Annotated in this window: 22 protein-coding genes; 16 read left to right on the top strand and 6 right to left on the bottom strand. The window is 55.8% G+C overall.

Annotated elements, in window-relative coordinates; all coding sequences use genetic code 11:
- The first annotated feature begins 60 nt into the window (after nt 1-60).
- Both WW58_RS07390 and WW58_RS07385 read left to right on the top strand, forming a co-directional pair.
- On the top strand, nt 61-1080 hold the full coding sequence (locus WW58_RS07390) for a beta-ketoacyl-ACP synthase III (RefSeq protein WP_046436566.1): 1020 nt from the start codon (nt 61-63) through the stop codon (nt 1078-1080).
- A 27-nt stretch (nt 1081-1107) separates the two neighbouring features.
- Complete coding sequence (locus WW58_RS07385; protein ID WP_215833641.1) at nt 1108-2238, top strand: sulfite reductase subunit alpha; 1131 nt, start codon at nt 1108-1110, stop codon at nt 2236-2238.
- Between the two features lie 215 nt (nt 2239-2453).
- Here WW58_RS07385 and WW58_RS07380 read toward each other — a convergent pair whose 3' ends face one another.
- Nucleotides 2454-3518 (bottom strand): glycosyltransferase, encoded by a 1065-nt coding sequence (locus tag WW58_RS07380; RefSeq protein WP_046436564.1) that lies wholly within the window; start codon nt 3516-3518, stop codon nt 2454-2456.
- A gap of 284 nt (nt 3519-3802) precedes the next feature.
- Here WW58_RS07380 and WW58_RS07375 point away from each other — a divergent pair, with 284 nt between their 5' ends.
- Nucleotides 3803-4546 carry a PEP-CTERM sorting domain-containing protein gene (locus tag WW58_RS07375; protein WP_046436562.1) on the top strand — a complete coding sequence of 248 codons (744 nt, stop codon included), beginning with the start codon at nt 3803-3805 and terminating at the stop codon, nt 4544-4546.
- Between the two features lie 167 nt (nt 4547-4713).
- Here WW58_RS07375 and asnS read toward each other — a convergent pair whose 3' ends face one another.
- The 4 genes from asnS to WW58_RS07355 all read right to left on the bottom strand — a co-directional run bounded on the left by asnS (nt 4714) and on the right by WW58_RS07355 (nt 8740).
- Nucleotides 4714-6081: an asparagine--tRNA ligase gene (gene asnS / locus WW58_RS07370; RefSeq protein WP_046436674.1), complete on the bottom strand. Its 1368-nt coding sequence runs from the start codon at nt 6079-6081 to the stop codon at nt 4714-4716.
- Nucleotides 6082-6189: 108 nt separating this feature from the next.
- A complete protein-coding gene (locus tag WW58_RS07365; protein WP_046436560.1) occupies nt 6190-7470 on the bottom strand; it encodes a C39 family peptidase in 1281 nt (426 codons plus the stop codon).
- 224 nt (nt 7471-7694) lie between these two features.
- The gene (gene trxA / locus WW58_RS07360; RefSeq protein WP_012419743.1) at nt 7695-8012 is read right to left on the bottom strand and encodes a thioredoxin; all 318 of its coding nucleotides are present in this window, start codon (nt 8010-8012) and stop codon (nt 7695-7697) included.
- Nucleotides 8013-8050: 38 nt separating this feature from the next.
- Nucleotides 8051-8740, bottom strand: coding sequence for a hypothetical protein (locus WW58_RS07355; protein WP_046436558.1), 690 nt, complete (start codon nt 8738-8740; stop codon nt 8051-8053).
- Nucleotides 8741-8928: 188 nt separating this feature from the next.
- On the opposite strand from WW58_RS07355, the gene WW58_RS07350 reads away from it, so the two are divergent.
- Genes WW58_RS07350 through WW58_RS07325 form a run of 6 tightly spaced genes read left to right on the top strand, consistent with a single transcriptional unit; the run spans nt 8929 to nt 14914 of the window.
- Nucleotides 8929-9609 carry a hypothetical protein gene (locus WW58_RS07350; RefSeq protein WP_102738361.1) on the top strand — a complete coding sequence of 227 codons (681 nt, stop codon included), beginning with the start codon at nt 8929-8931 and terminating at the stop codon, nt 9607-9609.
- Between the two features lie 15 nt (nt 9610-9624).
- A complete protein-coding gene (locus WW58_RS07345) occupies nt 9625-10809 on the top strand; it encodes a hypothetical protein (RefSeq protein WP_128252196.1) in 1185 nt (394 codons plus the stop codon).
- Nucleotides 10810-10828: 19 nt separating this feature from the next.
- Entirely contained in the window at nt 10829-12055 is a 1227-nt protein-coding gene (locus tag WW58_RS07340) for a prenyltransferase/squalene oxidase repeat-containing protein (protein WP_046436553.1), read from the top strand.
- Between the two features lie 3 nt (nt 12056-12058).
- On the top strand, nt 12059-13312 hold the full coding sequence (locus WW58_RS07335) for a prenyltransferase/squalene oxidase repeat-containing protein (protein WP_046436552.1): 1254 nt from the start codon (nt 12059-12061) through the stop codon (nt 13310-13312).
- 8 nt (nt 13313-13320) lie between these two features.
- The gene (locus WW58_RS07330; RefSeq protein ID WP_232051463.1) at nt 13321-14421 is read left to right on the top strand and encodes a glycoside hydrolase family 43 protein; all 1101 of its coding nucleotides are present in this window, start codon (nt 13321-13323) and stop codon (nt 14419-14421) included.
- 19 nt (nt 14422-14440) lie between these two features.
- A complete protein-coding gene (locus WW58_RS07325) occupies nt 14441-14914 on the top strand; it encodes a hypothetical protein (protein ID WP_128804767.1) in 474 nt (157 codons plus the stop codon).
- On the opposite strand, the gene WW58_RS07320 is transcribed toward WW58_RS07325, so the two are convergent.
- Entirely contained in the window at nt 14911-15330 is a 420-nt protein-coding gene (locus tag WW58_RS07320; protein WP_022197120.1) for a hypothetical protein, read from the bottom strand. The two genes, WW58_RS07325 and WW58_RS07320, sit on opposite strands and share 4 nt — an antisense overlap.
- A gap of 150 nt (nt 15331-15480) precedes the next feature.
- On the opposite strand from WW58_RS07320, the gene WW58_RS07315 reads away from it, so the two are divergent.
- The 7 genes from WW58_RS07315 to WW58_RS07275 all read left to right on the top strand — a co-directional run bounded on the left by WW58_RS07315 (nt 15481) and on the right by WW58_RS07275 (nt 24158).
- Nucleotides 15481-16404, top strand: a complete 924-nt coding sequence (locus tag WW58_RS07315; RefSeq protein ID WP_197736724.1) for a LysR substrate-binding domain-containing protein — start codon at nt 15481-15483, stop codon at nt 16402-16404.
- A 118-nt stretch (nt 16405-16522) separates the two neighbouring features.
- Complete coding sequence (locus tag WW58_RS07310; RefSeq protein WP_012419754.1) at nt 16523-17545, top strand: YeiH family protein; 1023 nt, start codon at nt 16523-16525, stop codon at nt 17543-17545.
- A 381-nt stretch (nt 17546-17926) separates the two neighbouring features.
- Nucleotides 17927-19000, top strand: coding sequence for a pyridoxal-phosphate-dependent aminotransferase family protein (locus WW58_RS07300; protein WP_046436546.1), 1074 nt, complete (start codon nt 17927-17929; stop codon nt 18998-19000).
- 329 nt (nt 19001-19329) lie between these two features.
- The gene (locus WW58_RS07290) at nt 19330-20583 is read left to right on the top strand and encodes a DUF1015 domain-containing protein (protein ID WP_046436542.1); all 1254 of its coding nucleotides are present in this window, start codon (nt 19330-19332) and stop codon (nt 20581-20583) included.
- A 19-nt stretch (nt 20584-20602) separates the two neighbouring features.
- Entirely contained in the window at nt 20603-22174 is a 1572-nt protein-coding gene (locus tag WW58_RS07285; RefSeq protein WP_012419757.1) for a 3-phosphoglycerate dehydrogenase family protein, read from the top strand.
- A gap of 144 nt (nt 22175-22318) precedes the next feature.
- Nucleotides 22319-23368: a hypothetical protein gene (locus WW58_RS07280; RefSeq protein ID WP_046436540.1), complete on the top strand. Its 1050-nt coding sequence runs from the start codon at nt 22319-22321 to the stop codon at nt 23366-23368.
- 106 nt (nt 23369-23474) lie between these two features.
- Complete coding sequence (locus WW58_RS07275) at nt 23475-24158, top strand: 7-carboxy-7-deazaguanine synthase QueE (RefSeq protein ID WP_094140676.1); 684 nt, start codon at nt 23475-23477, stop codon at nt 24156-24158.
- Nucleotides 24159-24161 lie beyond the last annotated feature (3 nt).

Here is a 24161-nt window from a genome sequence, read left to right as displayed (position 1 = left end):
TTTTAGACTGTTTCCACATAAAACGTCAGGACGTTTTCTGTTCATCATACGCCCAAAGCTATGGCCGCACATTCTGATACTCCCTTTAAAAGACTGCCCGTCAAGATTATCGGTACGGGTTCCTATGTTCCGGAACGCCGCCTGACCAATGCGGATCTGGAAAAGATGGTGGACACTTCCCACGAATGGATTATTGAACGCACGGGCATTGTGGAACGCCGCATCGCCGCCCCTGACGAGTACACTTCCCATATGGGGACGAAGGCCGCCCAGCGCGCTATGGAATCCTGCGGGCTGAAGCCGGAGGATATTGACCTGATTATCGTCGCCACCATCACGCCGGATACGTTCACCCCTTCCACTTCCTGCTATATCCAAGATGCCTTGGGCGCCAAGAATGCCGCCGCCTTTGACATTTCCGCCGCCTGCTCCGGCTTCCTGTTCGCCATGAAGACCGCCGTCCAGTACATCGGCACCGGCCAGATGAAGACGGCGCTCATCATCGCCGCGGAAAAACTTTCCACCGTCGTCAACTGGGAGGACCGCAGCACCTGCGTCCTGTTCGGGGACGGCGCCGGAGCAGCCGTGCTCCAGGCCTCCACAGGGGAAGAGGGGGAAGGCTCCGTCCTTGCCACGGATATCGGTTCGGACGGCTCCCTGCATGACCTGCTCCAGATTCCGGGCGGCGGCTCCCGCTGCCCCACCACTGCGGAAAACGCCCATGAACGCCTGGCCACCCTGGCCATGCGCGGCAATGAGACTTTCCGCCATGCCGTCACGCGCATGAAGGCTTCCGCCGCCAGCGTCATTGAACGCGCCGGCCTCACGGCGGACGATATTCAGCTGATTATTCCCCACCAGGCCAACCTCCGCATCATTAACGCCGTAGCGCAGCGCCTCTCCATTCCTGAAGATAAGGTATTCGTGAACATTGAGAAGTACGGCAACACGTCCGCGGCCGCCGTCGCCATCGCCTTTGACGAAGCGCGCCGTTCCGGCAGATTCGGCAAGGGAGACAATGTCGTCCTGGTCACGTTCGGCGCCGGGCTTACCTGGTCCGCCGCCGTTATCCGCTGGTAATATTCTTTTTCATACTCCCCCATCATCATGACCACTGAACCATACGGCAAAAAAAATCCGTTTCCCGCTCCCGTCCTCTCCGTCAAGCACATCACCGGGGAAGGCAGTCCCAAGGAAACCATCCACATTGAATACAGCCTGGACGGTTCCGGGATGAATTACATTGCCGGGGATGCCCTGGCCGTCATTCCCGCCAATGATCCGGCCCTGGCGGACGCTCTGATTGACAAGCTCGGCCTCAGCCCGGATTCCCAGGTTCCCACGCCGGAAGGGGAAACCGCAAGCCTGAAGGACGCTCTGGTTCGCTGCTATGACATTACCAATGTCAACAAAGCCCTGCTGACCAAATGGGCCGCCGCCTCCGGCAGCCAGGAGCTGGACGCGCTTCTGGCCGGGGATAAAGACGCCCTCAACGATTTCCTGTGGGGCCGGGACATGCTGGATCTGGCCACGGAATATCCCGCTTCCTTCGAATCCGCGGAAGCTTTCACCGGCATTCTGAAAAAGATCATGCCGCGCCTTTATTCCATCGCCTCCAGCCCGAACGCCCATCCCGAACAGGTTCATCTGTGCGTGGGCGCGGTGCGCTACACGGCCCGTGACCGCAAGCGCGGCGGCGTCTGTTCCACCTACATGGCGGACCGCCTCCAGCCAGGCCATACGGCCAGGGTATTCGTACATACCAACAAGAATTTCCGTCTGCCGGAAGACGGGGACACTCCCATCATCATGGTAGGCCCCGGCACCGGCATCGCTCCCTTCCGGGCATTCTGGGAGGAACGCATCGCCTCCGGCGCCAAGGGCGGCAACTGGCTGTTCTTCGGCAATCCGTACAGGGCCACCGACTTCTGTTATGAAGACGAGCTGAACCAGTTGACCGGCACCGGCAAACTGAAGTTGTCCGTGGCCTGGTCCCGCGACCAGGAAAAGAAGGTGTATGTGCAGCACCTCATGGTCCAGGAAGGCGAAGAGCTCTGGAAATGGCTGGAAGCCGGCGCCTGCTTCTACGTCTGCGGGGACGCCTCCCGCATGGCGAAGGACGTGGACAACGCCCTTCATGAAGTCATCCAGACCTGGGGCCATAAAACTCCGGAGGAAGCCGCGGCATATGTGGCGGACATGAAACAGCACCGCCGTTACCAGCGGGACGTGTACTAATTCGGGATCTCCCCCTTGAACCTGTCACCGCGCCTTTCCATCTTTTCTGGAAAGGCGCTTTTTCTTTTTCCGGAGAAAAACCGCCACGTATCAATCCAGCTTCTTTCGAGCCGGAGAAGCCATCTTCCGCCCCCCTCTCCATCAAAAACAACGCCGGACCGGAGAGAACCCGTCCGAGCAAAAGTTCCCCTCCTTCTTCAAGCGTTTCCTTACCCTTATTCCAAATCCTGCCGGGCGCCGCAAACGGCCCGTTTCACTTTCCTAAGCTTGAAAAAGAAGACCATGCAAAATAAATACAGCTTTTGCGGCAAACAACGGGCTATACCCCTTTTTCCTGGTCCTTTTAAGGACCATCTTTGAGAAAAGGAATAATTCCACCAATTCTGCAACTGATCAATATAGCTTATCTTTTTTCTCCTCTCCTCTATTTCAGCAAGCAATTCTTTCCGCGAACGAAAGACCAGAACAAAGCTCTCCAGCAACTCACCGCACAGTTTCATCCCCGCTTCTACGCTTTCTTTCAACTGCTCCAACATTACTAAGTCCTTCCTTTCAAAAGCCTCTGCCGTCTGCATGTCGGCAAACCGGAATGCGCTACTGACAGCGGAGATATTTTGTGCTGCAAAACGGTAATAACACAGAGCCGTATCCGGCAATTCATAAATATTACCCTGCAACCATGCGTGAAATGCCATTAGATCATCCTCAAAATTAGCCGTTATCGGAAAAGCATTTCCCCACTCGTATGCACTTTTTCTGATGATCATAGCAGATCCATAATGAGCTGAAGAAGAAAAAGCCCCTTGTTGGAGCACGACAGCCGGCATTTCCCGTGGAACGGAGGGAAATGCCGGGAATTCAAACGCAACTCCCGGTTCCTCATAGACGTTAATCATCTGGCTGACTACAGCCACAGCATCCGGATACTCCATCACTGCCCAGGCAAAAAACCTGCATCTCCAGGGGAAGGAACAATCGTCCCCATCCTGACGGAGAAACCATTCATGGGAAGCCAGACCAACCGCCTGCCGGATATGAGGCCCGCGCCCCAGCGGCGTTTCATTCCGGTTCAAGATTACCCGGTACGGCCCCCTGTATTGAGCCGCCATTTCCTGCATGACGGCGAAGGTTCCGTCGGAAGATCCGTCATCCGAAAGGATGATTTCAACCGGCCCTTCATAATCCTGCCCAAATACGCTCCGGATGGCATCCCGGATGCAATGCTCCTGATTATGCCCGGTCAGGATAATGCTGATGGAAGGGAGTCGCGAAGAATTCATGAAAAAAAGTGCAGAAAAGGAAGTGAAAAAAACGAAAGGAATATTGCTCTTCCCCGTTTACATATAAGACATCATGTTCATACCGGATTCCCAATCCGTTGTCAATGTAAATATCTGAAAAGGGAACCTATCGGGCAGAAATATTTTTATTACTACTCAAATGAAAAGAAGAATATGAGAATGAATTTAATCATAACATTTTTATTATTAAATATTTGTTGTTGAATAAAAAGATATCGGATTGGGAATCCGTTACCTGTGCTTTTTTGAAGTACCTGATACACATGAAATTATCTACATTCTGCATCTTATGCTGCCTTTCCACGAGTCTTTCCCAGGCTGCCACCTACATCTGGAGCGGAGCGGCAGGAAACGGAATTTACGGAGACGCCAACAACTGGACGGTAAATGGCACGCCGAACGGCTATTATCCGCAAAGCAATAGCGATAATGCCATCATCGGAAAAAATGCCGGAACGGTCACCTGGTCCACCTCCCAATCCTATTTCGGAGCCACCAGACAAGTCATCATAGAATCTGGAAGCACCCTGCTTTGCACAACGACTGTAGGAGACCTCAACGTCGATTCTTTCACGCTGGAAGGCAATTCCCAATTGATATTTGAATCCAGCAATGCCCTTGGGCTGGGACGTAACTTCACATTGAATTTCGGCACGTTTACGGCGGAAGAACACGGCACCCTGACCGCTACGGATATCTCCGGCTTCTGGACCAACGGAAAAACAGTCGTCTTCGCCGGCATACTGGATACGAGCAGCCTTTCCGGAAGCGGAACTATTGAACTGGCTTCCATCAAATCCGCTCAACTGGGAGGAAATCTCTATCTGGATCTGTTCGGCCTGGATATTTCCACCAGCGACCCCAAAATTCAAACGAGCGTGGCACAGGTCACGGAAAACGGCGTCACCAAGGTGTTGATTAACTACGAAACCGTTCCGGAACCCGCAACGGCCACGCTGGGCCTCCTGGGACTGGGCGGACTGCTGCTGAGAAGAAAGAGACAATAACCTCTTCCGCACGACTGACTTCACCCCGGCTTATTCCTAAAGGAAAGCCGGGGTTTTCTTTTGCCGCCGGCCCGGTTTGCGCACGTCTCTCCCCTTATACCGCAACATTTATCCTGCGGAACCATACGACATCCTTCCAGACGGGAAAAACCGTTTCCCGCGGCAGGTCAGAACTCGCAATTCCGCGGAGTACGGGCAAAAGGCAGCACGTCGCGGATGTTGGTCACTCCGGTCACGAACATCAACAGACGCTCAAACCCGGCTCCGAATCCGGCGTGCGGCACCGTGCCGTAGCGGCGCAGATCCGCATACCAGCGGTACGCCTCCGCATTCATGCCCATGCGGCGCATGTTTTCCTCCAGAATGTCCAGCCGTTCCTCACGCTGGCTGCCTCCCACGATCTCGCCGATGCCGGGCACCAGCACATCCATGGCGGTGACGGTCTTCCCGTCTTCGTTTAGGCGCATGTAGAAGGGTTTAATCTCCTTCGGGTAATTGTACACGATAACGGGGCATTTAAAATGTTCCTCCGTCAGGAAGCGTTCGTGTTCGCTCTGCAGATTGATGCCCCAGGAAACGGGGTAATCAAATGTTTTGCCGCTCTTGAGCAGAATATCCACGGCTTCCGTATAGGAACAGCGCACAAACGGCGTTTCCTTCACATGTTCCAGGCGTTCCCACAGCCCCTTGTCTACAAAACGGGTCAGGAATTCCACTTCTTCCGCGCTGTTTGCCAAGGCATCGCCGACGAGAAAACGGACAAACTCTTCCGCCATGTCCATGTCTCCATACAGGTCGCAGAACGCCATTTCAGGCTCCACCATCCAGAATTCCGCCGCATGGCGCGTAGTATTGGAGTTCTCCGCCCGGAACGTGGGGCCAAAAGTATAAATGTTGCTCAGGGCGCACGCGAACGCTTCCCCTTCCAGCTGGCCGCTTACCGTGAGGTAGGCCGCCTTGCCGAAGAAATCCCGGGAGGCGTCACGGGAAGCAGCGTCTCCCACATCCAAAGTCGTCACGCGGAACATTTCTCCGGCCCCTTCGCAGTCACTGGCGGTAATAATGGGAGTGCTGACCCAGGAAAAATCCCTTTCCTGGAAAAAGCGGTGGATGGCGAAGGCCAGTCTGCTGCGCATGCGGAACACGGCACCAAACAGGTTGGTGCGGGGGCGCAAATGGGCGATGGAACGCAGAAACTCCGGCGTATGCCCCTTTTTCTGCAAGGGATAGGAATCCGGAACAGCCCCCACCAGCTCCAGGGAAGCGGCGCGCAATTCCCATCGCTGCCTTCCCTGCCCGGCAACCAGAGCGCCACGGATGCTCACGGCAGACCCCGTAGCCATTTCTCCAATCCGTTCATAGCCGGGAATACCCTCATCCGCCACTACCTGCAGGGAGGCGACGGAGGAACCGTCATTCACCTCCAGAAAGGAAAAAGTCTTGGAATCACGGCGCGTACGCACCCATCCCTGAATCAGTACGTCCGGCATTTCCACCTCACTGTCCAGGACATGTTTCACCAATGTTCTGTTCATCATGACGCAAGTATAATACAGCGCCTTGCCCATGCCAGCAGAATTGCTTCACCACGGAGAGAATATTCCGGATTTTCCGGCAGAGAAGGAGGGGATATGCCGCACCTGTTATTTGGAAGGCTGCATGACCTGCCGTCCCGTCGTAATGGCGATGGCATCTGCCAGCGGCATTTCCTTCTCCGTATGGGCGGCCCCCCAGGAATCTGAAAAGATAAGCGTTTTCTTTTCCTCGTCAAAACCGGTAATCAGCCTCAAATGGCCTCCGCGCGTCTGGGACAAACGCAGCGGTTCCGGAACAATGCCAAGCTGCACGGACCAGAACACGGGGATGCCCGCCATGATATAGGGCTTGATGGCATTGAGCCACCTGTCCACCTGGGACGGTGATCCGGCACGCGCCAGCTTCAGGACTTCTCCGTCCGCATTGTCCCAGAAACCGGACCAGTCATGTTCATTTTCCACCTTCTCCTTTTTCAGCTTGGAGGCGGCGCGGTTATAGGCTTTCAGCAGATTCCTGAAATCACGGGAATTCGCCAGGGAATCCAGCACTTTGATCCGTATCTGGAAGCGCGTCCCGATTTTTTTCAGGTTTTCCGCCATTGCCGCCGTATTAGTGCCTCCGTCCGCAGAGGTATTGGCCAGGGAAGCCAGTTCATGCTGATCCACATAATCCATTCCATAATAGGCAAAAATACGGGCGGCGGTAGCCACCACGCAATAACCTTTCTGGCCCTGGTCCACCATGGGAATATCCTGAATCACCACCCGCTTTCCTTCTTTCCTGACGTGCTGCTTGATATCCGCCTTTCTGGCCCGGGAAGAAGCATCTCCTCTCGCGATGGAATCTTCCGTGGGACCGGCCTTCATCCGGATAAATTCCGCTTCAAACTCCCTGCCCTCCCGCGATGTATTGATCTCCAGGGTAATCGCCCCGTTCTCCCAAATCCAGGACCAGCCGTTGACTTTGACTACCGCCTCCTTACGGGAGGCCCGGTACTCCTTGGGCTGAATCCCGGTAAGAGCGGTCAGGGATTCCTTGATGAGCTCCAGGCGCTTGTCAAATTCATCCTTGCCAATGGCCCCGTTATCCCCCTTGTTGTACATCATGACAGTCATTGACTGGGGGGCTCCGTCCTTCCAGTTCACCAGCATTTCCCCCAGGGACATGTCCCCAATCTTGATGGAGGGCTTCGCAATCCGGAGCTGGGTCTTGCCTTTATCCACCCAGCCGCCGGGCTCTCCGTTAAAATACTTTCCGAACAAATCCGGCTGAGGCAACTTCCAGAACGCACCAGACTTTAAATCCGGCGCCATGTCGCCCGCTCCCCAGGCGGAGGGAAGAAGGCAGCAGACTGAAAGGAAAGGCAGAATGGCAGAGATAAATCGCATAACGAAAAAAGGGGCGGGGAATAGCCCCGCTGCTCGGAATCTACGCTGGTAATGTATTCTCCCACGACGGTTCTGCCAAGAAAAAATGAATCTTCCTCCAGCGAACCATTCCTTCTTTATCCTCTCCCATCCGTCCTTTTCTAATAATGCTGCCCGGTAAAAAAACCGGCCTGCCGCAGTAAACCCGCAGCAGGCCGGCTTAATGAATAAACCAGTCCGATGATTTACATGAACGGACGCAAACGCTGCATGATAGCGTCCTTGGAAGAAGCTCCCACCATCGTATCCATGATTTCCCCGTCCTTGATAATCAGAAGAGTGGGGATAGTGCGCACACCATAGGTGGCGGCCAGTCCGTTATTGGCGTCCACATCCACTTTGCCCACTTTGATCTTACCGGCCAATTCCGTAGAAAGCTGGTCAATAATCGGGGCGATCATGCGGCAGGGCCCGCACCATGTAGCCCAGAAATCGACAAGCACAGGAATGTCGGACTTCAGAACTTCATCCTCAAAATTTGCTTCAGAAAATACGTTTGCCATAGTACCGCTTAGAGTATTTCAATAATCATTACGTTCACTTATTCTTCCGCATCGGCGCCATCATCGGAAGGCTCTTCGGCAGAAGTTTCGGAAGAAACGTCATCGACCGTTTCTTCATCGGCGGCGGGAGCAGCGGCGGCAGGCTTGGAGTCTCCGCCCAGCCAGCCAACCATGCTGCGGGCTTCCAAGGTGTCCGTAGCGTATTGATAACCGACGAAAATAAGCGCAAAGGCAAGAGCCACAAAGGAGAGGACATTCAGCAGCGTACTGGGAGCCGCATCCGTATCTTCTTGAAACTTCCTGGCCGTAAAGGAGGCGGAAGAAACCGGAGAGGCTGCGGGTGCGGTATTCAGCCCGATGGTGGCCTGCGGAAGCTGTGCTGTCGCCATGCCTGCTCCGGGAGGAGTCAGAGGAACAGTAGGAGCGGCAGCGGCAGGCGCCGCGCCAGCAGGCGGAACCACGGGGGCCACAGGCGTAGTGGCGGAGCCGAGGGCAACCGTCTTTAATCCTCCGCCAAGCTTGATGCCTCCGCCAAGACCGGCGGGACGAAGGGGAATAGTGGGCGCAGCGGCGGCAGGCGGAGCAGCAGGTGCCGCAGGAGCGGCGGCTACCGGAGGAACGGCAGGAGCGGCAGGAGCCTTGGGCACGGAAGGAGCAGCCGGCGGAGTCGGAATGCTGGGCGGAGGCGGAGTACCGCCCGGAATGGAGGGAGGAGGTGGATTGCTCATATCGGAAAAATAACTGTGCTGAACGATAGCTCTCGCTTATTTCAGCCCGTAAATCAAGAAAAAGAATGCGTAGAACCTGAATTCCGTGCAATTTTTTTTAATTTGAAGCGTATTCTATCTCAAACACGCTGTCCGGACTTGCCCTGAAAAGCGTTCTTTCCTACGCTGTGTATCCGGCATTATCTCATATGAAACCCATTACCAAACTAGCTTCCTCCACCCTGCCCGACGGCTCCGTTCTCGACCTATGGGAACGGGACGGTTTCCACTTTCTTTTGCGCGACGGCGTACAGACAGCGTCCAGCTTTTCCCACGGAAGCAATGAAGCGGCGGCAGCCATGGCGGCGGCTCCGGTTAAAAGAGCCAACCAGCCCTCCTTCCTTCTCGACGGCCTCAGCCTGGGATTCACCCTGTTCGCCCTGATGGATCAAATTCGCAGGGAAAAGGCCCGCTTCATCGTGGCGGAACCCTGCAAACCGCTTATCGACTGGCACAAGGAACTGATGAACCAGGAACGGCCCGGATTCCTGCACGATCCCCGCGTCAGCGTGGAATTTACCCCGGCGCTTCAAATCGCCCGCAAGAATCCGAAAAGCTTCCACGCCATTCTGTCCCATTCCACGCACGAACGCATGAACCTGAGCGTAGCCGAAGCTTCCGACTATTTTGCCGCACTCAAGCAGGGCGGTCTGCTGGTCATTACGGTAGCCCGCCCGGACACCCGACTTTCCCGGACACTGCAAAAAGCGGGGTTCGAAGTAAGCACGGAAGCCGTTCCGGCCTCACATAAAGGAAAGAAAACCGCTTTTCACACCGTTATTCTTGGAAAGAAGGGACGTTTCGTCCCCTTCTCCGCTCACCAGTCCTGATTCCATCCTATTATTATGAACTGCACATCCCTTACCATGGCCGGACTTCTGGCCGCCCTGTCCCTGGGAATGCCCTCCCTGGCGGATTCCATTGCCCCGGGCATTCTTCTTCCCAAAAAAAATACCAAATCCATTTCCTTCTCCCCCAAGGGGACCTCGGACATTTTCCTGCTCGGCATCATGCCGCAGGGAAGTTCCGTCAAGAAAGGGGAATCCGTAGCTCAGGCGGACTTCCGCATACTGGACAATAGCATCGAAGATTATGAACGCGCCATCAAGAGCAAGAACCTGGAGGTGCTGAAACTCCGGTACGCCCTGGACCAGCAGAAGGAACGTTCCGCCCTGGCCCTGCAAAAATATCAGACGGCCCTGACACGGACGGAAGAGGATCAAAAGGATTTTCTGGAAAAACGGAAGGCCCGCATGCTGGCGGAAGAAGAGGAACGCGTCAACAAAGCCCTGCGCCACATGTCCTACAAACAGGAAGAGCTGAACCAGCTTACCAAGATGTACAAGGATGACCAGGTGGCGGAAGAAACGGAAGAGATCATTTTGAAACGCCTGAAAAATGAACTTGGGGAAAGCGAATTTGCCGTTCAGGGAGCCAAACTCGTTGCGGAACTGGCCAAGCTGCGCAATATTCATCGCCTGGGGGAAGACTATGCTACGGCAGTCAAGGAAAAGCAGATGGATCTGGAACAGGCAAGGAAGCAGGCGGATTTTGACCTGGAACAGAAAAAGATAGCCCTGACGGAGGCGGAAGTCTCCCTGAGACGCCTTCAGAATAAGTACAATGAACTGAAAGCAGACCGGGAAATGGCCTCTTTCAAGGCCCCGGAAAACGGCATCCTGCTGTACGGCGGATATGTGGCGGACAAGTGGGTGGCCATTCCGGTGGCGGAAAAGCTGAAACCCGGCGGCAAACTGGGAGCTTTTGACAAAATCGCCACCATCGTTCCGCCAGACTCGGAACTGATTGTCCAGGCTACTCTTCCGGACTCCACCGCTACGCCCAAGGTGGGGGAAACCGTCGTCATCAAAATAACGAACATGCAGATTCCCGGCGTTATTACGGAAGCCAGCCCCATTCCGGGAGCAGACGGCAAGCGCCGCATTATCATCACGCCCAAGGTTCCCGCCAGCCAGATTTTCGCCCCCGGCCTTCCCGTCCAGGTGACCATCAAGGACCAACAGGCCTGATTTCCCTTAACGGATCCCCATGAATAAAGCCGTCCTTTTCCTTGCCGCCCTTGGAGCCAGTACGGCGCTCTGCGCTCCTGTTCCGGCGGAAAAAACGGAAAAAAGGGATACCATTCCCATTGCCAGGGTTCCGGATGTTCCGCCTCCCTCCCGGGAAACGCTGGACGCTTCTATCCGGAAGGCGGCTGACTTTCTGTTGAAAGAACAGAACAGGGACGGTTCCTGGGGAAACCATACGCGCACCAAGGGTCTGAATGTTCTCTGCCCTTATCCGGAAGGCCCCAGATCATTCAGGACAGCCTCCACCTCTTTGTGCGTGATCGGCCTCCTGACCAGTCCCCTGAAAGAAGACCCCACCGTCAAGGCATCCCTGGACAAGGCGCTGCAGTACCTGCTAACCACGCTGCCCACCCTGAAACGGGGAGACACTCGTACCGTGCTTGGCGTATGGGGCCATGCCTACGGCCTCTCCGCCCTGAGCCGGGCGGCGCGGAACCTTCCTGCGGACGCCCCTTTGCGCGAAGAACTCAAAAAGGTGGCCTCCCTCCAAGTCAAAGCGCTGGACCAGATGGCGGACGTCCAGGGCGGCTGGGGCTATTACACATTTGAAACTTTTTCCAAGCGTCCCATTGGGGAACCCACTTCCTTCCTGACGGCTACAGTCCTTCTTGCCTACAAGGACGCGGAACAGGCCTTTGGCCTCAAAGCGGAACCCCGCGTCGTCAAACGCGCCGTCGCCTGCCTGGAAAAACTGAGGACGCCCGCCGGCAGCTACGTCTATTCCCTTTCCCATTCCTTTTATCCCGGCAGGCCCATCAACCGTCACACCGGCAGCCTGGCCCGCACTCCCGCCGGGGATCTGGCTCTGATGCGGTATGACCCGTCCTTTATTTCCAGGAGTCAGCTGGAAGACGGCCTGGAACGCATCTGGAGCCGCGGCGGCTGGCTTTCGCTGGCTGTAAAGAAGCCCATTCCCCATGAAAGCTTTGCCCAGAACGCGGGCTATTTTTTCTATTACGGGTATTATTACGCCGCCCGCTGCCTGGAGGAAGTGGCGCCGGAACACCTGGCGCGCCATGCGGCCCATCTGGCAAGCGACCTCCTGCCCATGCAGGAAGAAGACGGGTCCTGGTGGGATTACCCCCTGTACAATTACCACAAATTCTACGGCACCGGATATGCCTTATATGCCGTCTCCCGCGTCAGAGAATCCCTGTATCCCTCTGATGCGGCAACAACTTCATGACCCATGTTCCGCCCGCTGACGACCATTTTTCTCGCCACCTTGTGCCTGCATCTTCCCGCAGCGCAGGGGGAATCCGTGCCAAAGGAAAAAACGGATGTTATTCCAATCGCCAAAATCCCGGATATTTCCCCCGCAAAACCCGGACAATTTGACAGGGCATTCCGCCGCGGCGTGGATTTCCTGCTGAAAACGCAAAATAAGGACGGCTCCTGGGGCGACCACCGGGTAATCGGCACCTGGAATATCCTCTGCCCCTACCCGGACGGGCCCCTCACCTTCAAAACAGCCAGTACCGCCCTGTGCATTGCAGGGCTCAACGCCAGCCCCCTGCATCATGAACCCGCCGTGCAGGAAGCCATGACCCGTGCTGAAGACTATCTAATCCGTACGATGCCCCATCTGAAACGCGGCGACGCTCTGTGCGTTTACAACACCTGGGCGCATACTTACGTGCTGGATGCCATGAGCATGAGGGCTGCAAGACTGGCCCCGGACAGCCTTCGCTACCGGGAACTGAAGGAATGCGCCCGCTCCCAGGTAAAAAAACTTAATGAACTGGCTTCCGCCATGGGGGGCTGGGGCTACCTCACTTATTCCGGCTTCAGCAAACGCCCTGCGGCCCAGCCTACCTCTTTCCTGACGGGAACCGTCCTTATCTCCGCCTGGATGGCAGGAAAATCATTCGGCCTTTCCCTTGATGATAAGATATTCACCCGCGCGCTGAAATTCCTCAAATCCCAGAGGACGCCTGCGGGAACCTATGTTTATTCCCTTTCCCATTCCTTCTATCCCGGCAGGCCCATCAACCGCCATACCGGCAGCCTGGCCCGGACTCCCGCCTGTGATTACGCCATCAGGCTCTGGGAACCGGAGGACATCTCCCTGCGCCAGCTTGTGGACGGCCTGGACCGCCTGTGGAGCCGCAGGGGATGGCTGACGATGGCCCTGCATAAACCAACTCCCCACGAGAGTTTCGCCCAGAATTCCGGCTATTTTTTCTATTACGGATACTATTATTCAGGAATGTGCCTGGACATGCTGGCGCCAAACCAGGTAAAGCGTCATGCATCCCTGTTGGCGGACGATATTCTCACCCGCCAGGGAACAGACGGGGCCTGGTGGGACTACCCCCTGTATAATTACCACAAATTCTACGGCACCGGATATGCCCTGTACGCTCTTTCCCGCGCCTGGGACAAGCTGTACGGCCAACCGGAACCTTCTCCATCCTCTATTTCCACACTATCCCGGCCATGATAAATACCATGAAATCGCTTTTGGCGCTCTGCCTGTTTTACAGTGCGGCTTCCGTCTCCACCGCAGAAACCCCAATTAAACATACTTCCTTCAGACCCGGAGAAATCTGGACGGACAACAACGGCGCGCACATCAACGCCCACGGCGGCGGCATCCTGTACGACAAGGGAACCTATTACTGGTACGGAGAACACAAGGTGGAGGGGGACGCAGGAAACTATGCCCAGGTAGGGGTTCACTGCTATTCCTCCAAAGACCTCTATAACTGGAAGGACGAAGGAATCGCCCTGAAGGTGGTGGAGGGGGACCATTCCCACCCCATCGCCAAGGGCTGCATCCTGGAACGCCCCAAAGTGGTTTACAACAAAAAGACCGGAAAGTACGTGATGTGGTTTCACCTGGAACTCAAGGGGAAAGGATATGGATCCGCTTACGCGGGGGTGGCAACGGCAACAAAACCCACAGGGCCATTCAAGTTCCTGAAAGCCGGGCGAGTCAATCCGGGCAAATGGCCCCTGAACATGGATAAAAAGGATCAGACGACCGAATTCACCAAGGAAATGCCCGACTACGTCCGCATCATCCGCAGGGACTATCCCGGCGGGCAGATGAGCCGGGACATGACCATTTTTGTGGACGACAATGGAAAAGCCTACCACATCTATTCCTCGGAAGGCAATATCACCCTTCACATCGCGGAGCTGACGCCGGATTACACGGGGCATACGGGAAAATATGTCCGGGCGTTCATCAACCGCTACATGGAAGCTCCTGCTATTTGCAAACACAAGGGCAAATACTATCTTATCGCTTCCGGATGCACGGGCTGGGCTCCCAACGCCGCCCGCAGCGCCGTGGCCAAAAACATCGCCGGCCCATGGATGGAATTGAAAAATCCCTGCGTGGGGCCCAAGGCAGGCATCACGTTCGGCGGCCAGAGCACTTTCATCCTGCCTGTACAGGGCAAACCCGGAAAATTCATCTTCATGGCGGACATCTGGCGACCCAAAAACGCCATTGACGGCCGTTACCTGTGGCTGCCCATGAAATGGGAGGGTGACCAGATTATCCTGGAATGGAAGGATGAATGGACGCTGGATGACCTGTAAATTCATCTCCTTCCTTTTTATGCAGGATACGGTTTATTGCTTCCATCTCCTTGCCGGAAGGCAGAAGCGGAGCCTTCTGTATGCCTTGTGCTCCGCTCTCCTTGTTGCAGCAGTCTGGCTGCTTCATCCGGAATGGCCTTTCTGGGCGGGCTACATTGCCTGGGCACTCGCTTACGCGGCAACGCTGATTGTTCAACACACCATTCCCCTTTCCATCCGCTGCCCGCACTGCGGAAACGCCGGGCTTTATTCTGCTCCGCAAACTCCGGAAGAACAAAGAAGGCCGGATACAGGCATCATGCTGGAATGCCGGGGTTGCGGTTCCACCTTTTACACGGACGCCTATTTGCCCTGGCCGGGAAAAATTATCCGCCGGCGCCCCACTTGCCCGGAAGAATGGGAAGAAAAATCTGCCCGTAAACAAGCCGGGCCCGCTTCCTCCGGAGAGGAACGCAGGCCGGAAAGGTCTTTCGTCAACGGAGGAAAAATCTAACGGGCTTTTTTGGAAGCCATCACGTAATTCCTCATGCGCTGGTCTGCGGGGGTGGTGGGGCGCACGCTGGTAACCCAATTGCCGTCCTTATCCTTCTTTTTGATTTCCGTTCTGTCGCGGTACAATTTCGCGGAGAAATCGCTGGAATCAAGAACAACCGGCCCCGAACCTGTCGTGACAATGGGAGTGGGAGGAACCTCCGCAACCACCGTCATTGGAGCGGCAAGGGAATTATACCAGTACACCAGTTCCTGCTGGCCGACAGGATCGTCCGGATAAGGAGCATAAGCTCCGTTATTGGTGGAAACCTTTACATAGGCCGGTTCCGGAAATGTGGTCTGATAGGAAGAGGGGGAACAGGCCCCCAACAACAAAAGGCCGGCTCCGCCGGCAATAATCATGGAATGCAGTTTCATATAGGCATTGGACTCTCTTCCGCCACCTGCCGTTCAGAGGATGTACGGTTCCGGAATATTACGGGCACCCGCGCGTCTTGCGCTTGAGCGCCATTCCCAGCGCCGTACGCCATCATGCGGAGGAAAGGAGCTTGCCGTCCCCCCGGCGGCATGGTTGAATATTATTTCCTCTCCATGATTACGGATTTCCGGCTGAAAGTGTTTGAAACCGTCGCACGGCGCCTGAATTTTACGCGCGCGGCGGAAGAACTGTTCATCACGCAGCCGGCCGTCACCCGGCATATCAAGGAACTGGAACGTCTGCTGGATGCCCGTCTGTTCAAAAGGGAGGGACGAGGGATTGCCCTGACGGCGGAAGGCGTGCGCCTGCTGGCCCATTCCCGCCGCATCCTCAAGGAATACGAAACGCTGGCTGAAGAAATATCCTTTGGCCGCAATTCCCCTGTTTCCGGCGAATTGAGCCTGGGAGCCAGCTCCACCATGTCCCAGTATGTGCTGCCTCCGCTGCTGGCCCTGTTCAACCGCCATTACCCGGAAATACGCATATGGCTGAAAAGCGGCAATACGGAGGAAATAGAACAGGCCGTCCAGGATGAATCCGTGCAGCTTGGCATCGTGGAAGGCACGGCAACGCGCGCGGACCTGCATTACCAGCCATTTATGGAGGACGAAATTATTCTGGCAGGAGGCATGCAGGCCGCCGTGCCCAGTGAAGGGCTTTCCCTCCCGCAACTCTCCCATGTGCCCCTGATCATGCGTGAACCGGGGTCCGGCACGCGTCGGGTGGTGGAGGAAGCGCTGAAAAAACACGGGATCTCCGTTTCCGGCCTCCATGTTCTGATGATGCTGGGCAATACGGAAAGCATCAAAATGTATCTGGAGCATTCTCCGGCGTGCTCTTTTCTCTCCTCCCTTGCTGTCCGGGGAGAATTCAAACGCGGAAGTTTGAAGAAAATACATCTCCGCCACCTGGAAATTCGCCGCACCTTCCACTTCGTCTCAGGACATGGAGACCACAGCAGAATCAATGAACTGTTCATCAAGTTCTGCCGATATTATTATAACAAAATTTAATTGGCTATAACAATTTTTAATTAGATTTTATAATGGCTGCATCGTATATTATTCCGCAGCCAATCCGGTACGCTCCCGGCCAGATACAACGGGCAGCCGCAACCATCATTTACCGACCATGTCTCCCAAACATCTAGCCAATCCCCTCCACGGCATCCTGCTTATTGTTCTGTTTTCCTTTTCCGCTTTTTACATTGCTGATTTTGAATGGGTGAAACATCTTTCCCTCAGCCCGCTGATCGTCGGCATCGTGCTGGGAATGCTTTACGCCAACAGCCTGCGCAACCACCTTCCGGAAACATGGGTTCCCGGCATTCAGTTCTGCACCAAGCAGGTTTTGAGAACAGGCATTGTCCTGTACGGATTCAAACTGACTTTTCAAAGTGTCATCGACATCGGCGGCTCCGCCCTGGCGCTCGACCTTATTGTGGTCACTCTCACCATTCTTCTGGGAGCCGGGCTGGGGCGCCTGCTGAAAATGGACAGGGACACGGCCCTGCTGACCTCCATCGGCAGTTCCATTTGCGGGGCAGCAGCCGTTCTGGGGGCGGAACCCGTCGTCAAAAGCAAACCTTACAAAGCCGCTGTGGCCGTTTCCACCGTGGTCATCTTCGGCACGCTCTCCATGTTTCTGTATCCAGCCCTGCACCGGGCCGGAATACTGGATCTGACGCCGGAACAAATGGGGCTTTTTACCGGAGCCACCCTTCATGAAGTGGCGCATGTGGTGGGCGCCGGCAACGCCATGGGGCAAGCTATTTCCGATCCGGCCATTATCGTCAAAATGATCCGGGTAATGATGCTGGCCCCGGTGCTGGTCGTCCTGAGCATTGTCCTGGCCCGGAGGGATCCCTCTTCCGGCGCAAACGGGGAAAAACGGAAAATTACCATTCCCTGGTTCGCCTTCCTGTTCCTTGCCGTCATTGGCTTTAATTCCCTGCACCTGCTGCCTGCCGGACTTGTGGACGCCATAAACACCCTGGATACATTCCTGCTGACCATGGCGATGACGGCCCTGGGCGCGGAATCCAGCTTTGAGAAGTTTAAGAAAGCCGGAGCGCGGCCTTTCCTGCTTGCAGGCTTCCTGTATATCTGGCTTTTCTTCGGAGGTTACTGGCTCGTCAAGCTGATCAGCCTCTAAATTTCAAAAACATTCCTCCTGCGGAAAGAGGGCAAGTCCTGCGCCCTGCCTTTCCGAACAGGAGAAAAAAGCCGTTTCACCGGCAGAACGTGAGAACCGTTTCAGCACAGGTTCACCGCCTCGTTCCATCCTGATTTCCTGCCAGAAAATCCGGTTGAAAAGGATCACCGGAGGAACCATGCCGGCATGGGATGACGGAACATGCGGAGCGCCGCATCCTGCCCGCATTACTCCCAACTGGCCACCTGTGCCGCCCAATACAGACATCCTCTCTTTGCTTTCTCCGCTGCTGCGGCAGGTTTTCCCGGTAAGGCTCAACAAAAATTCATAGTCAAACCGTTTGGAGACGCTATAGTATGCGTACCCAGTTCTTAAAAACAAATGGCAACCAAATTATTCATTCCCGGACCCACTGAAGTAGCACCTGAAGTACTTGCCGCCATGAGCGGCCCAATGATGGGACACCGATCCAAAGCGGCCTCCGCCCTGCAGCGCCGCATTTCCAACAATCTGCGCCGCATCCTGCTGACAGAACAGGAAATTCTGCTTTCCACTTCCTCCGGTACGGGCCTGATGGAAGGCGCCGTGCGTTCCTGCACCGCCAAACGCGCCGCCATTTTTTCCGTGGGCGCCTTCGGCGACAAATGGTACAAGATCGCTACGGGCAACGGCGTGCCCTCCGATATTTTCAAGAGCGAACTGGGGCAGCCCACTACCCCGGAAATGGTGGACGCCGCCCTCTCCACCGGCAAATACGACACCATTTGCATCACGCACAATGAGACGTCCACCGGCATCCAGAACCCGGTGGAGGAAATTGCGGAAGTGCTTAAAAAATACCCGGATGTCGTGTGGTGCATGGACGCCGTGAGTTCCGCCGCCGGCTCCCGGATTGAAACGGACAAGCTGGGCGTGGACGTACTGGTGACCTCCACCCAGAAGGCGCTTGCCCTTCCCCCCGGCATGGCTGTCTGCACGCTATCCCAAAAAGCGTACGAACGCACCGCCTCCGTTCCCAACCGCGGCTGCTACTTTGACCTGCGTTCCATTTACGACACTATTCAGAAGAAGGACTACCAGTACACGAACACTCCCTGCATCTCCATCATGTACGCCATGGACCTCCAGCTCCAGCGCATCATGCAGGAAGGTGTGGAAAACCGCTTTGCGCGTCATGAAGCCATGGCCGAATTCGTGCGTTCCTGGGCGGATGAATATTTCAGCGTCTTTGCCAACCGGGATCACCTTTCCCGCACCCTGACGGTGATCAGCAACACGAGGGACATTGACATCGCCGCCCTGAACAACTCCCTGATTGAACGCGGCATGCAGCTCGGCAACGGTTACGGGGACTTGAAGAACAAAACGTTCCGCATTGCCCACATGGGCGAGCTGACAATGGATGACATGCGCTCCATCACGTCCAGCATCGTGGATATCCTGAAGCTCAAATAAGCCAGGCCCCTGCCCTCTTTTCCGGCTCCGTCCGGAAAAGAGGGCGGAACGCCTCCGCCGGAACATGAACGGAACAATCGCCGGGAACAGGATACATCGCGGATATCCCGGAACTTGTTCATCTTTGATCTTTTCCGCATCCCGGCGGCATTCGTCATCGTCCAAACTTTCAATCAGGCACGGTCTTTCCGGGACAACCCGTTCTTTCAGGACTCCATTTCACGTTATTTGCTGCTGTTCATTGCGGCATGCATTTTGGCCGGGCTTGTTTCCAGCATTCGTGCGCTATATCATCCTTCCCATTACTGACTTTCCGAACTCTTCCTTCCATGTCCACTCTCCATCCCTTCCCCGCCCTGCGCCCTCCTCGGGAACTGGCCGCGCGGGTCTCCTCCCTCCCCTATGATGTCATGAACCACCGGGAAGCCGAGGAAATGGCCTCCGGAAATGACGCCTCTTTCCTCCATATCTGCCGTTCCGACATCGACACGAGCGAAGCCGCCATCCATGCCCCGGAAACCTACGCCAAGGCCCGGGAAAACCTGGAAAGGTTTGTCCGCGAAGGTTACCTCTTCCGGGATGAACGGCCGTCTTTCTACATCTACCGACAAATCATGTGGGGGCGCGTACAGACGGGCATCGTCGGCTGCGCCTCCGTGGATGAATATGCCAGCGGCGCCATTAAAAAACACGAACTGACCCGCAGGGAAAAGGAACTTGACCGGATTGAGCATTTTGACGCCTGCTCCGCTCAGACGGAACCGGTATTCCTGGCCTACCGCAAACATGAAGGTCTTTCCGCCATCATCCGGGAATGGATTAAATTCCACAAACCCGAATATGATTTTACCACGGAGGACGGCGTCACCCATATCCTGTGGCCCGTTTCCGAGCCCGGCACGGTGGAAGACATCCGCAAAAGCTTTGAGGAAGTGGACGCCCTTTACATTGCGGACGGGCACCACCGCACGGCTTCCAGCGCCGCCGTTTCCGCCAGGCGCCGCCAGAGACACCCGGACTACACGGGACAGGAAGAATTCAACTACCTGATGGCTGTCGTCTTTTGTGATGAAGACCTTTTCATCATGGACTACAACCGCGTCATACGCGACCTGAACGGCCTGACTGAAGAGGAATTCATGAAAAAACTCCGTACCTCCTTTGACATAAATCCTGTGGATACCATTCCCGGAGAAGGCTACGCCCCCCGCGCCAAGCATGAGTTCGGCATGTATCTGAATGGACGCTGGTATTCCGCCACGGCCAAACCGGGAACCTTCCCGGCCGGCCATCCCATCGAAAGCCTGGACTGCGCCATCCTCCAGGCGAATGTGCTGGCTCCCATTCTGGGCATTGACGATCCACGCACGAGCGACCGCATCGACTTCGTAGGAGGAATCCGCGGTCTGGGAGAACTGGAACGCCGCTGTTCCGGGGAAATGGCGCTGGCTTTCTCCCTGTATCCCGTCACCATGGCCGACCTTTTCCGCGTAGCGGACGCCGGAGAAATCATGCCTCCCAAATCCACCTGGTTTGAACCCAAGCTGCGCAGCGGGCTTTTTATCCATACCATTGAACAATAATCTTTTCCACCGTACCAACATGAACAAGGTCCTTATTCCTACCAAACTCTCCGACGTAGCGGCCAACACGCTTAAAACGGCCGGCTATGAAGTCATCCAGGACGCTGATACGCCTCTGGAAAAACAGGTAGCCGCCCATCCGGATGCCGTGGCTCTGATCGTCCGCAGCGAAAAAGTCACTCCGGAAATCATGGACGCCCTTCCTTCCCTGAAGCTGGTCGTCCGCGCCGGAGCCGGTTACGACAACATTGACATTGTGTACGCCCGCAAAAAAAACGTGGACGTCATGAATACCCCCGGGGCCAACTCCAATGCTGTGGCGGAAGAAGTCATGGCCATGATTCTGGCCTACTACCGCCACATCGTCCAGGCGGACGCCACCACCCGGGAAGGCCTGTGGGAAAAGAAAAAATACATGGGCAGCGAGCTGACCAAAAAGACGGTGGGCATCATCGGCCTGGGCAACATCGGCCGCAACCTCGTCAAGCGCCTTCAGGGATTTGAACCCATTCTGCTGGGCTACGACCACTTTCTGGCACGCCAGCGCGCCCTGAACATCGGCGTCACCCCTACCAGCATTGAAGATATTTTCTCCCAGTGCGACATTATTACCCTGCACGTTCCGGGCGGCCCCTCCACCCACCACATGGTGAACGCGGAGCTCATTGGAAAAATGAAAGACGGAGCAGTGCTCATCAACTGCTCCCGCTACGGCGTGGTGGATGAAGAAGCGCTGGCCGCCGCCAAGGCCGCAGGCAAAAACATCGGCTACCTGACGGACGTACATCCCAAGGACGCGCCCGGAGAGAAGCCTTCCGCCCCCATTGCGGATTTGATTCTTCCCCACCTGGGAGCCAACACCCGGGAGGCCAATACGAAAGCGGCCAAACGCGCCGCAGAACAGATGATCGCCTACTTTTCCGACGGCGACACCTCCTGCGTGGTGAACGGGGAATCCCCCAGCGGCCTCAATCCGGCCCATCTTCAACTGGCGTTTCTGCTCGCCTCCCTGGCGCGCAAGGCCGGCGGCAACAAGCCCATCCGCCGCGTGGAATGCACTTTTTACGGCAACCTGCGCATTTTCCGCAAATGGTTTACGGCCCCCATTCTGGAAGGCCTTCTGCCGCATGCGGAAAAAGGGCTCATGCCTGCCGCCGCGGAAGAATCCCTGCGGGAGCACGGCATCGTTTTCAAAGCGAGGGAACCCAAAGACGACAAACCTTATGAAGATTCCATCACGCTGGACGTGGCCATGGAAGAGGAAGAGGAATATTTCCACACCAGCGTGCGCGGCGTGGTGACGGAAGGCATCCCCATGGTCTCCCGCCTGAACAATTTCAACGGATTGTACGCGGACCTGCGCGGCACGACATTATGCCTGCGCTACAAGGACCGCCCGGGTATTATCGCCCTCATCGGCTCCGCCCTGTCTTCCAATGGAATCAACATTGACAACATCGCCGCCCCGGCCGACCACGCCACCAGGGAGGCCCTGACCGTGATTAAGACCAACCAGCCGGTTTCCGATGAACTGCTGGATAAAATCGCGAAAGAGATAGATGCCATCTCTGCGTTTTCCCTGAATCTTTAACAGGGAAAGACGCATTTCCGGAAACCTGCTTTTCAGACCGCCCGCTTCCTTCATCTCCGGAGGGAAGCGGGCGGTTCTTATTTCTGCCATGTTGACAAGGCTTACCCATTTTTATATCATTGACCGAATCGTCGGAACATATCCATGCGCTACGTACTGCTTCTCCTGACCTTGTTAACCGCCGGATTTTCCGTCTGGTACTATCAAAACCGCATTTCCCCGGAAGGAAAGGAACTGGCCGCCCAAAAAACAACATTGGAACAGGAGGCCGCAATATTGGAAAAAGCCGTTATCCAATCCCGAAAGAAGCTGGATGATGCCCAGGATGCCACCCGGGCGGCGGAAGAAGACATAGAGAGATTCCAGCAAGCTTATCTCCAACAAAAAAGGCAACAGCATCAGGAAATCCAGGATTCCGCCTACCAAAAAAGCGTGGCGGACCAGCAGGAAGAAGTGAAGGAACACGACCAAAAGATTGACCGGCTGCGCCGCCGCATGAAAAGGCAAAGGGAAAGCACCAAATCCGCCAGGGAGGAACTGCTCCGGAAAAAGGAGGGAATGAGAACCCAGCTTGACAGGCTGACCGATCAGCAGAGGAGCATTCAGGCGGAACTGGAACAGGCGGAACGCGAACTGGCCCAAAAACGGGAAGAGGCCAAAAGCAGGAAGAAATTGTCCGGGATTGCCCCTCAGAAGGGAAATATTTCCGAACTTCAGGCACAGATGAACCTTATCCGCCAGAAAACCGCAGCTGCTAAGGAAAAAATAAAAGCCGTAGATGCGGCGCTGGAAACTCTGGAAGAAAAGTCTGGCAAACAGGAACGCCTGATGCAGAAGGCGGAGGAGAAACTCACCGAACAGAAAAACAAGGTTCTGGCCGACGATGACCGGGACGAATCCGCTGTCCCGGAACCGGGCGATGAAGACTTGCTGGCGGTGGCCGAATACAGGGAGCTGTCCGGAGATGTACGGAAAACTCTGGAACAGGCCCGTAAAAAAGAAGAACAGGCATCCCGGGCCTATGACGAAGCCCGCGCGGCCATGCGGAAAGCTTCCAGGGAAGAAGTGAAAAAGCTGGCAAAGAAGGAAAAAGACCATGCCTCCTTTCAGAAGCTGTTCACGGGTGCAGCCTCCGTCGCGGGATTTATCCTGCTCCTGTTCACGGGTGCGGCCTTCCGCAGCAGCAACAGTTGAACATCTGCCGGAAAATGAAATGCACGGAGAACAAGGAAGCACCCGCCTTCCCTCAGGGAGTCGTTGACGGACGGCAGGGATATGATAGTCTCAGGCCAGCCTGATCATGCTCACACTGGCCCAGATTCACGGACAACCGGAAATTTTCCATTCCATTCAGGGGGAAGGAGTCTCCCAGGGAACACCCTGCGTTTTCCTGCGTCTGGCAGGCTGCAATCTGGCCTGTTCCTGGTGTGATACGGCGTATTCCTGGAACGGAACGGTTCCCGGAATGCGCCTCGCGCCTGAAAAGGCGGCTGAACTGGTGCTCCATTATCCATGCCGCCGCCTGGTCCTGACCGGAGGGGAGCCGCTCATTCAGCAAAAGGCGCTTCCCGCCCTGCTGCGCCTGTTGCCGGATCATGCCGTGGAAATGGAAACCAACGGCACCATCATGCCGGATACGGAACTGCTGAAACGCGTCACGCAATTCAACGTATCTCCCAAACTCCCCCATTCAGGCAATAACGACGTTAAGACTTGGAAACCGGATATCCTGCGCTGTCTGGCGGGTACGGAGAAAGCCTGGTTCAAATTCGTCGTGGCGTGCGAGGACGATGTCAGGGCCGTTCTGCGGCGGGCTTCCGAAGCGGACATTCCCCCGGAACGAATTCTGATCATGCCCCTGGCCTCCACACGGGATGAGTTGAACGCCATGCGTGCGCAGGCGGTGGAATGGTGTCTCCGCTACGGTCTTCGTTTTTCAGACCGTCTGCATATCGCCATCTGGAACAGCAAAAAAGGCGTTTAAGCA

The sequence above is a fragment of the Akkermansia sp. UNK.MGS-1 genome (assembly GCF_000980515.1).
In the GTDB taxonomy this organism is placed as follows: domain Bacteria; phylum Verrucomicrobiota; class Verrucomicrobiia; order Verrucomicrobiales; family Akkermansiaceae; genus Akkermansia; species Akkermansia muciniphila.
The sequence above is the reverse complement of the archived record's forward strand: the minus strand, read 5'-3'. Positions and strand labels throughout refer to the sequence as shown.

Excerpts from the sequence above, each read along its gene's own strand:
- WW58_RS07275 (WP_094140676.1), top strand. The coding sequence starts at position 23,475 with ATGCTCACACTGGCCCAGATTCACGGACAACCGGAAATTTTCCATTCC.
- WW58_RS07285 (WP_012419757.1), top strand. The coding sequence starts at position 20,603 with ATGAACAAGGTCCTTATTCCTACCAAACTCTCCGACGTAGCGGCCAAC.
- WW58_RS07280 (WP_046436540.1), top strand. The coding sequence starts at position 22,319 with ATGCGCTACGTACTGCTTCTCCTGACCTTGTTAACCGCCGGATTTTCC.
- WW58_RS07340 (WP_046436553.1), top strand. The coding sequence starts at position 10,829 with ATGAATAAAGCCGTCCTTTTCCTTGCCGCCCTTGGAGCCAGTACGGCG.
- WW58_RS07310 (WP_012419754.1), top strand. The coding sequence starts at position 16,523 with ATGTCTCCCAAACATCTAGCCAATCCCCTCCACGGCATCCTGCTTATT.
- WW58_RS07380 (WP_046436564.1), bottom strand. The coding sequence starts at position 3,518 with ATGAATTCTTCGCGACTCCCTTCCATCAGCATTATCCTGACCGGGCAT.
- WW58_RS07365 (WP_046436560.1), bottom strand. The coding sequence starts at position 7,470 with ATGCGATTTATCTCTGCCATTCTGCCTTTCCTTTCAGTCTGCTGCCTT.
- WW58_RS07350 (WP_102738361.1), top strand. The coding sequence starts at position 8,929 with ATGAAACCCATTACCAAACTAGCTTCCTCCACCCTGCCCGACGGCTCC.
- asnS (WP_046436674.1), bottom strand. The coding sequence starts at position 6,081 with ATGAACAGAACATTGGTGAAACATGTCCTGGACAGTGAGGTGGAAATG.
- WW58_RS07375 (WP_046436562.1), top strand. The coding sequence starts at position 3,803 with ATGAAATTATCTACATTCTGCATCTTATGCTGCCTTTCCACGAGTCTT.
- WW58_RS07335 (WP_046436552.1), top strand. The coding sequence starts at position 12,059 with ATGTTCCGCCCGCTGACGACCATTTTTCTCGCCACCTTGTGCCTGCAT.
- WW58_RS07390 (WP_046436566.1), top strand. The coding sequence starts at position 61 with ATGGCCGCACATTCTGATACTCCCTTTAAAAGACTGCCCGTCAAGATT.
- WW58_RS07325 (WP_128804767.1), top strand. The coding sequence starts at position 14,441 with ATGCAGGATACGGTTTATTGCTTCCATCTCCTTGCCGGAAGGCAGAAG.
- WW58_RS07385 (WP_215833641.1), top strand. The coding sequence starts at position 1,108 with ATGACCACTGAACCATACGGCAAAAAAAATCCGTTTCCCGCTCCCGTC.
- WW58_RS07345 (WP_128252196.1), top strand. The coding sequence starts at position 9,625 with ATGAACTGCACATCCCTTACCATGGCCGGACTTCTGGCCGCCCTGTCC.
- WW58_RS07320 (WP_022197120.1), bottom strand. The coding sequence starts at position 15,330 with ATGAAACTGCATTCCATGATTATTGCCGGCGGAGCCGGCCTTTTGTTG.
- trxA (WP_012419743.1), bottom strand. The coding sequence starts at position 8,012 with ATGGCAAACGTATTTTCTGAAGCAAATTTTGAGGATGAAGTTCTGAAG.
- WW58_RS07330 (WP_232051463.1), top strand. The coding sequence starts at position 13,321 with ATGAAATCGCTTTTGGCGCTCTGCCTGTTTTACAGTGCGGCTTCCGTC.
- WW58_RS07300 (WP_046436546.1), top strand. The coding sequence starts at position 17,927 with ATGGCAACCAAATTATTCATTCCCGGACCCACTGAAGTAGCACCTGAA.
- WW58_RS07315 (WP_197736724.1), top strand. The coding sequence starts at position 15,481 with ATGGTTGAATATTATTTCCTCTCCATGATTACGGATTTCCGGCTGAAA.
- WW58_RS07290 (WP_046436542.1), top strand. The coding sequence starts at position 19,330 with ATGTCCACTCTCCATCCCTTCCCCGCCCTGCGCCCTCCTCGGGAACTG.
- WW58_RS07355 (WP_046436558.1), bottom strand. The coding sequence starts at position 8,740 with ATGAGCAATCCACCTCCTCCCTCCATTCCGGGCGGTACTCCGCCTCCG.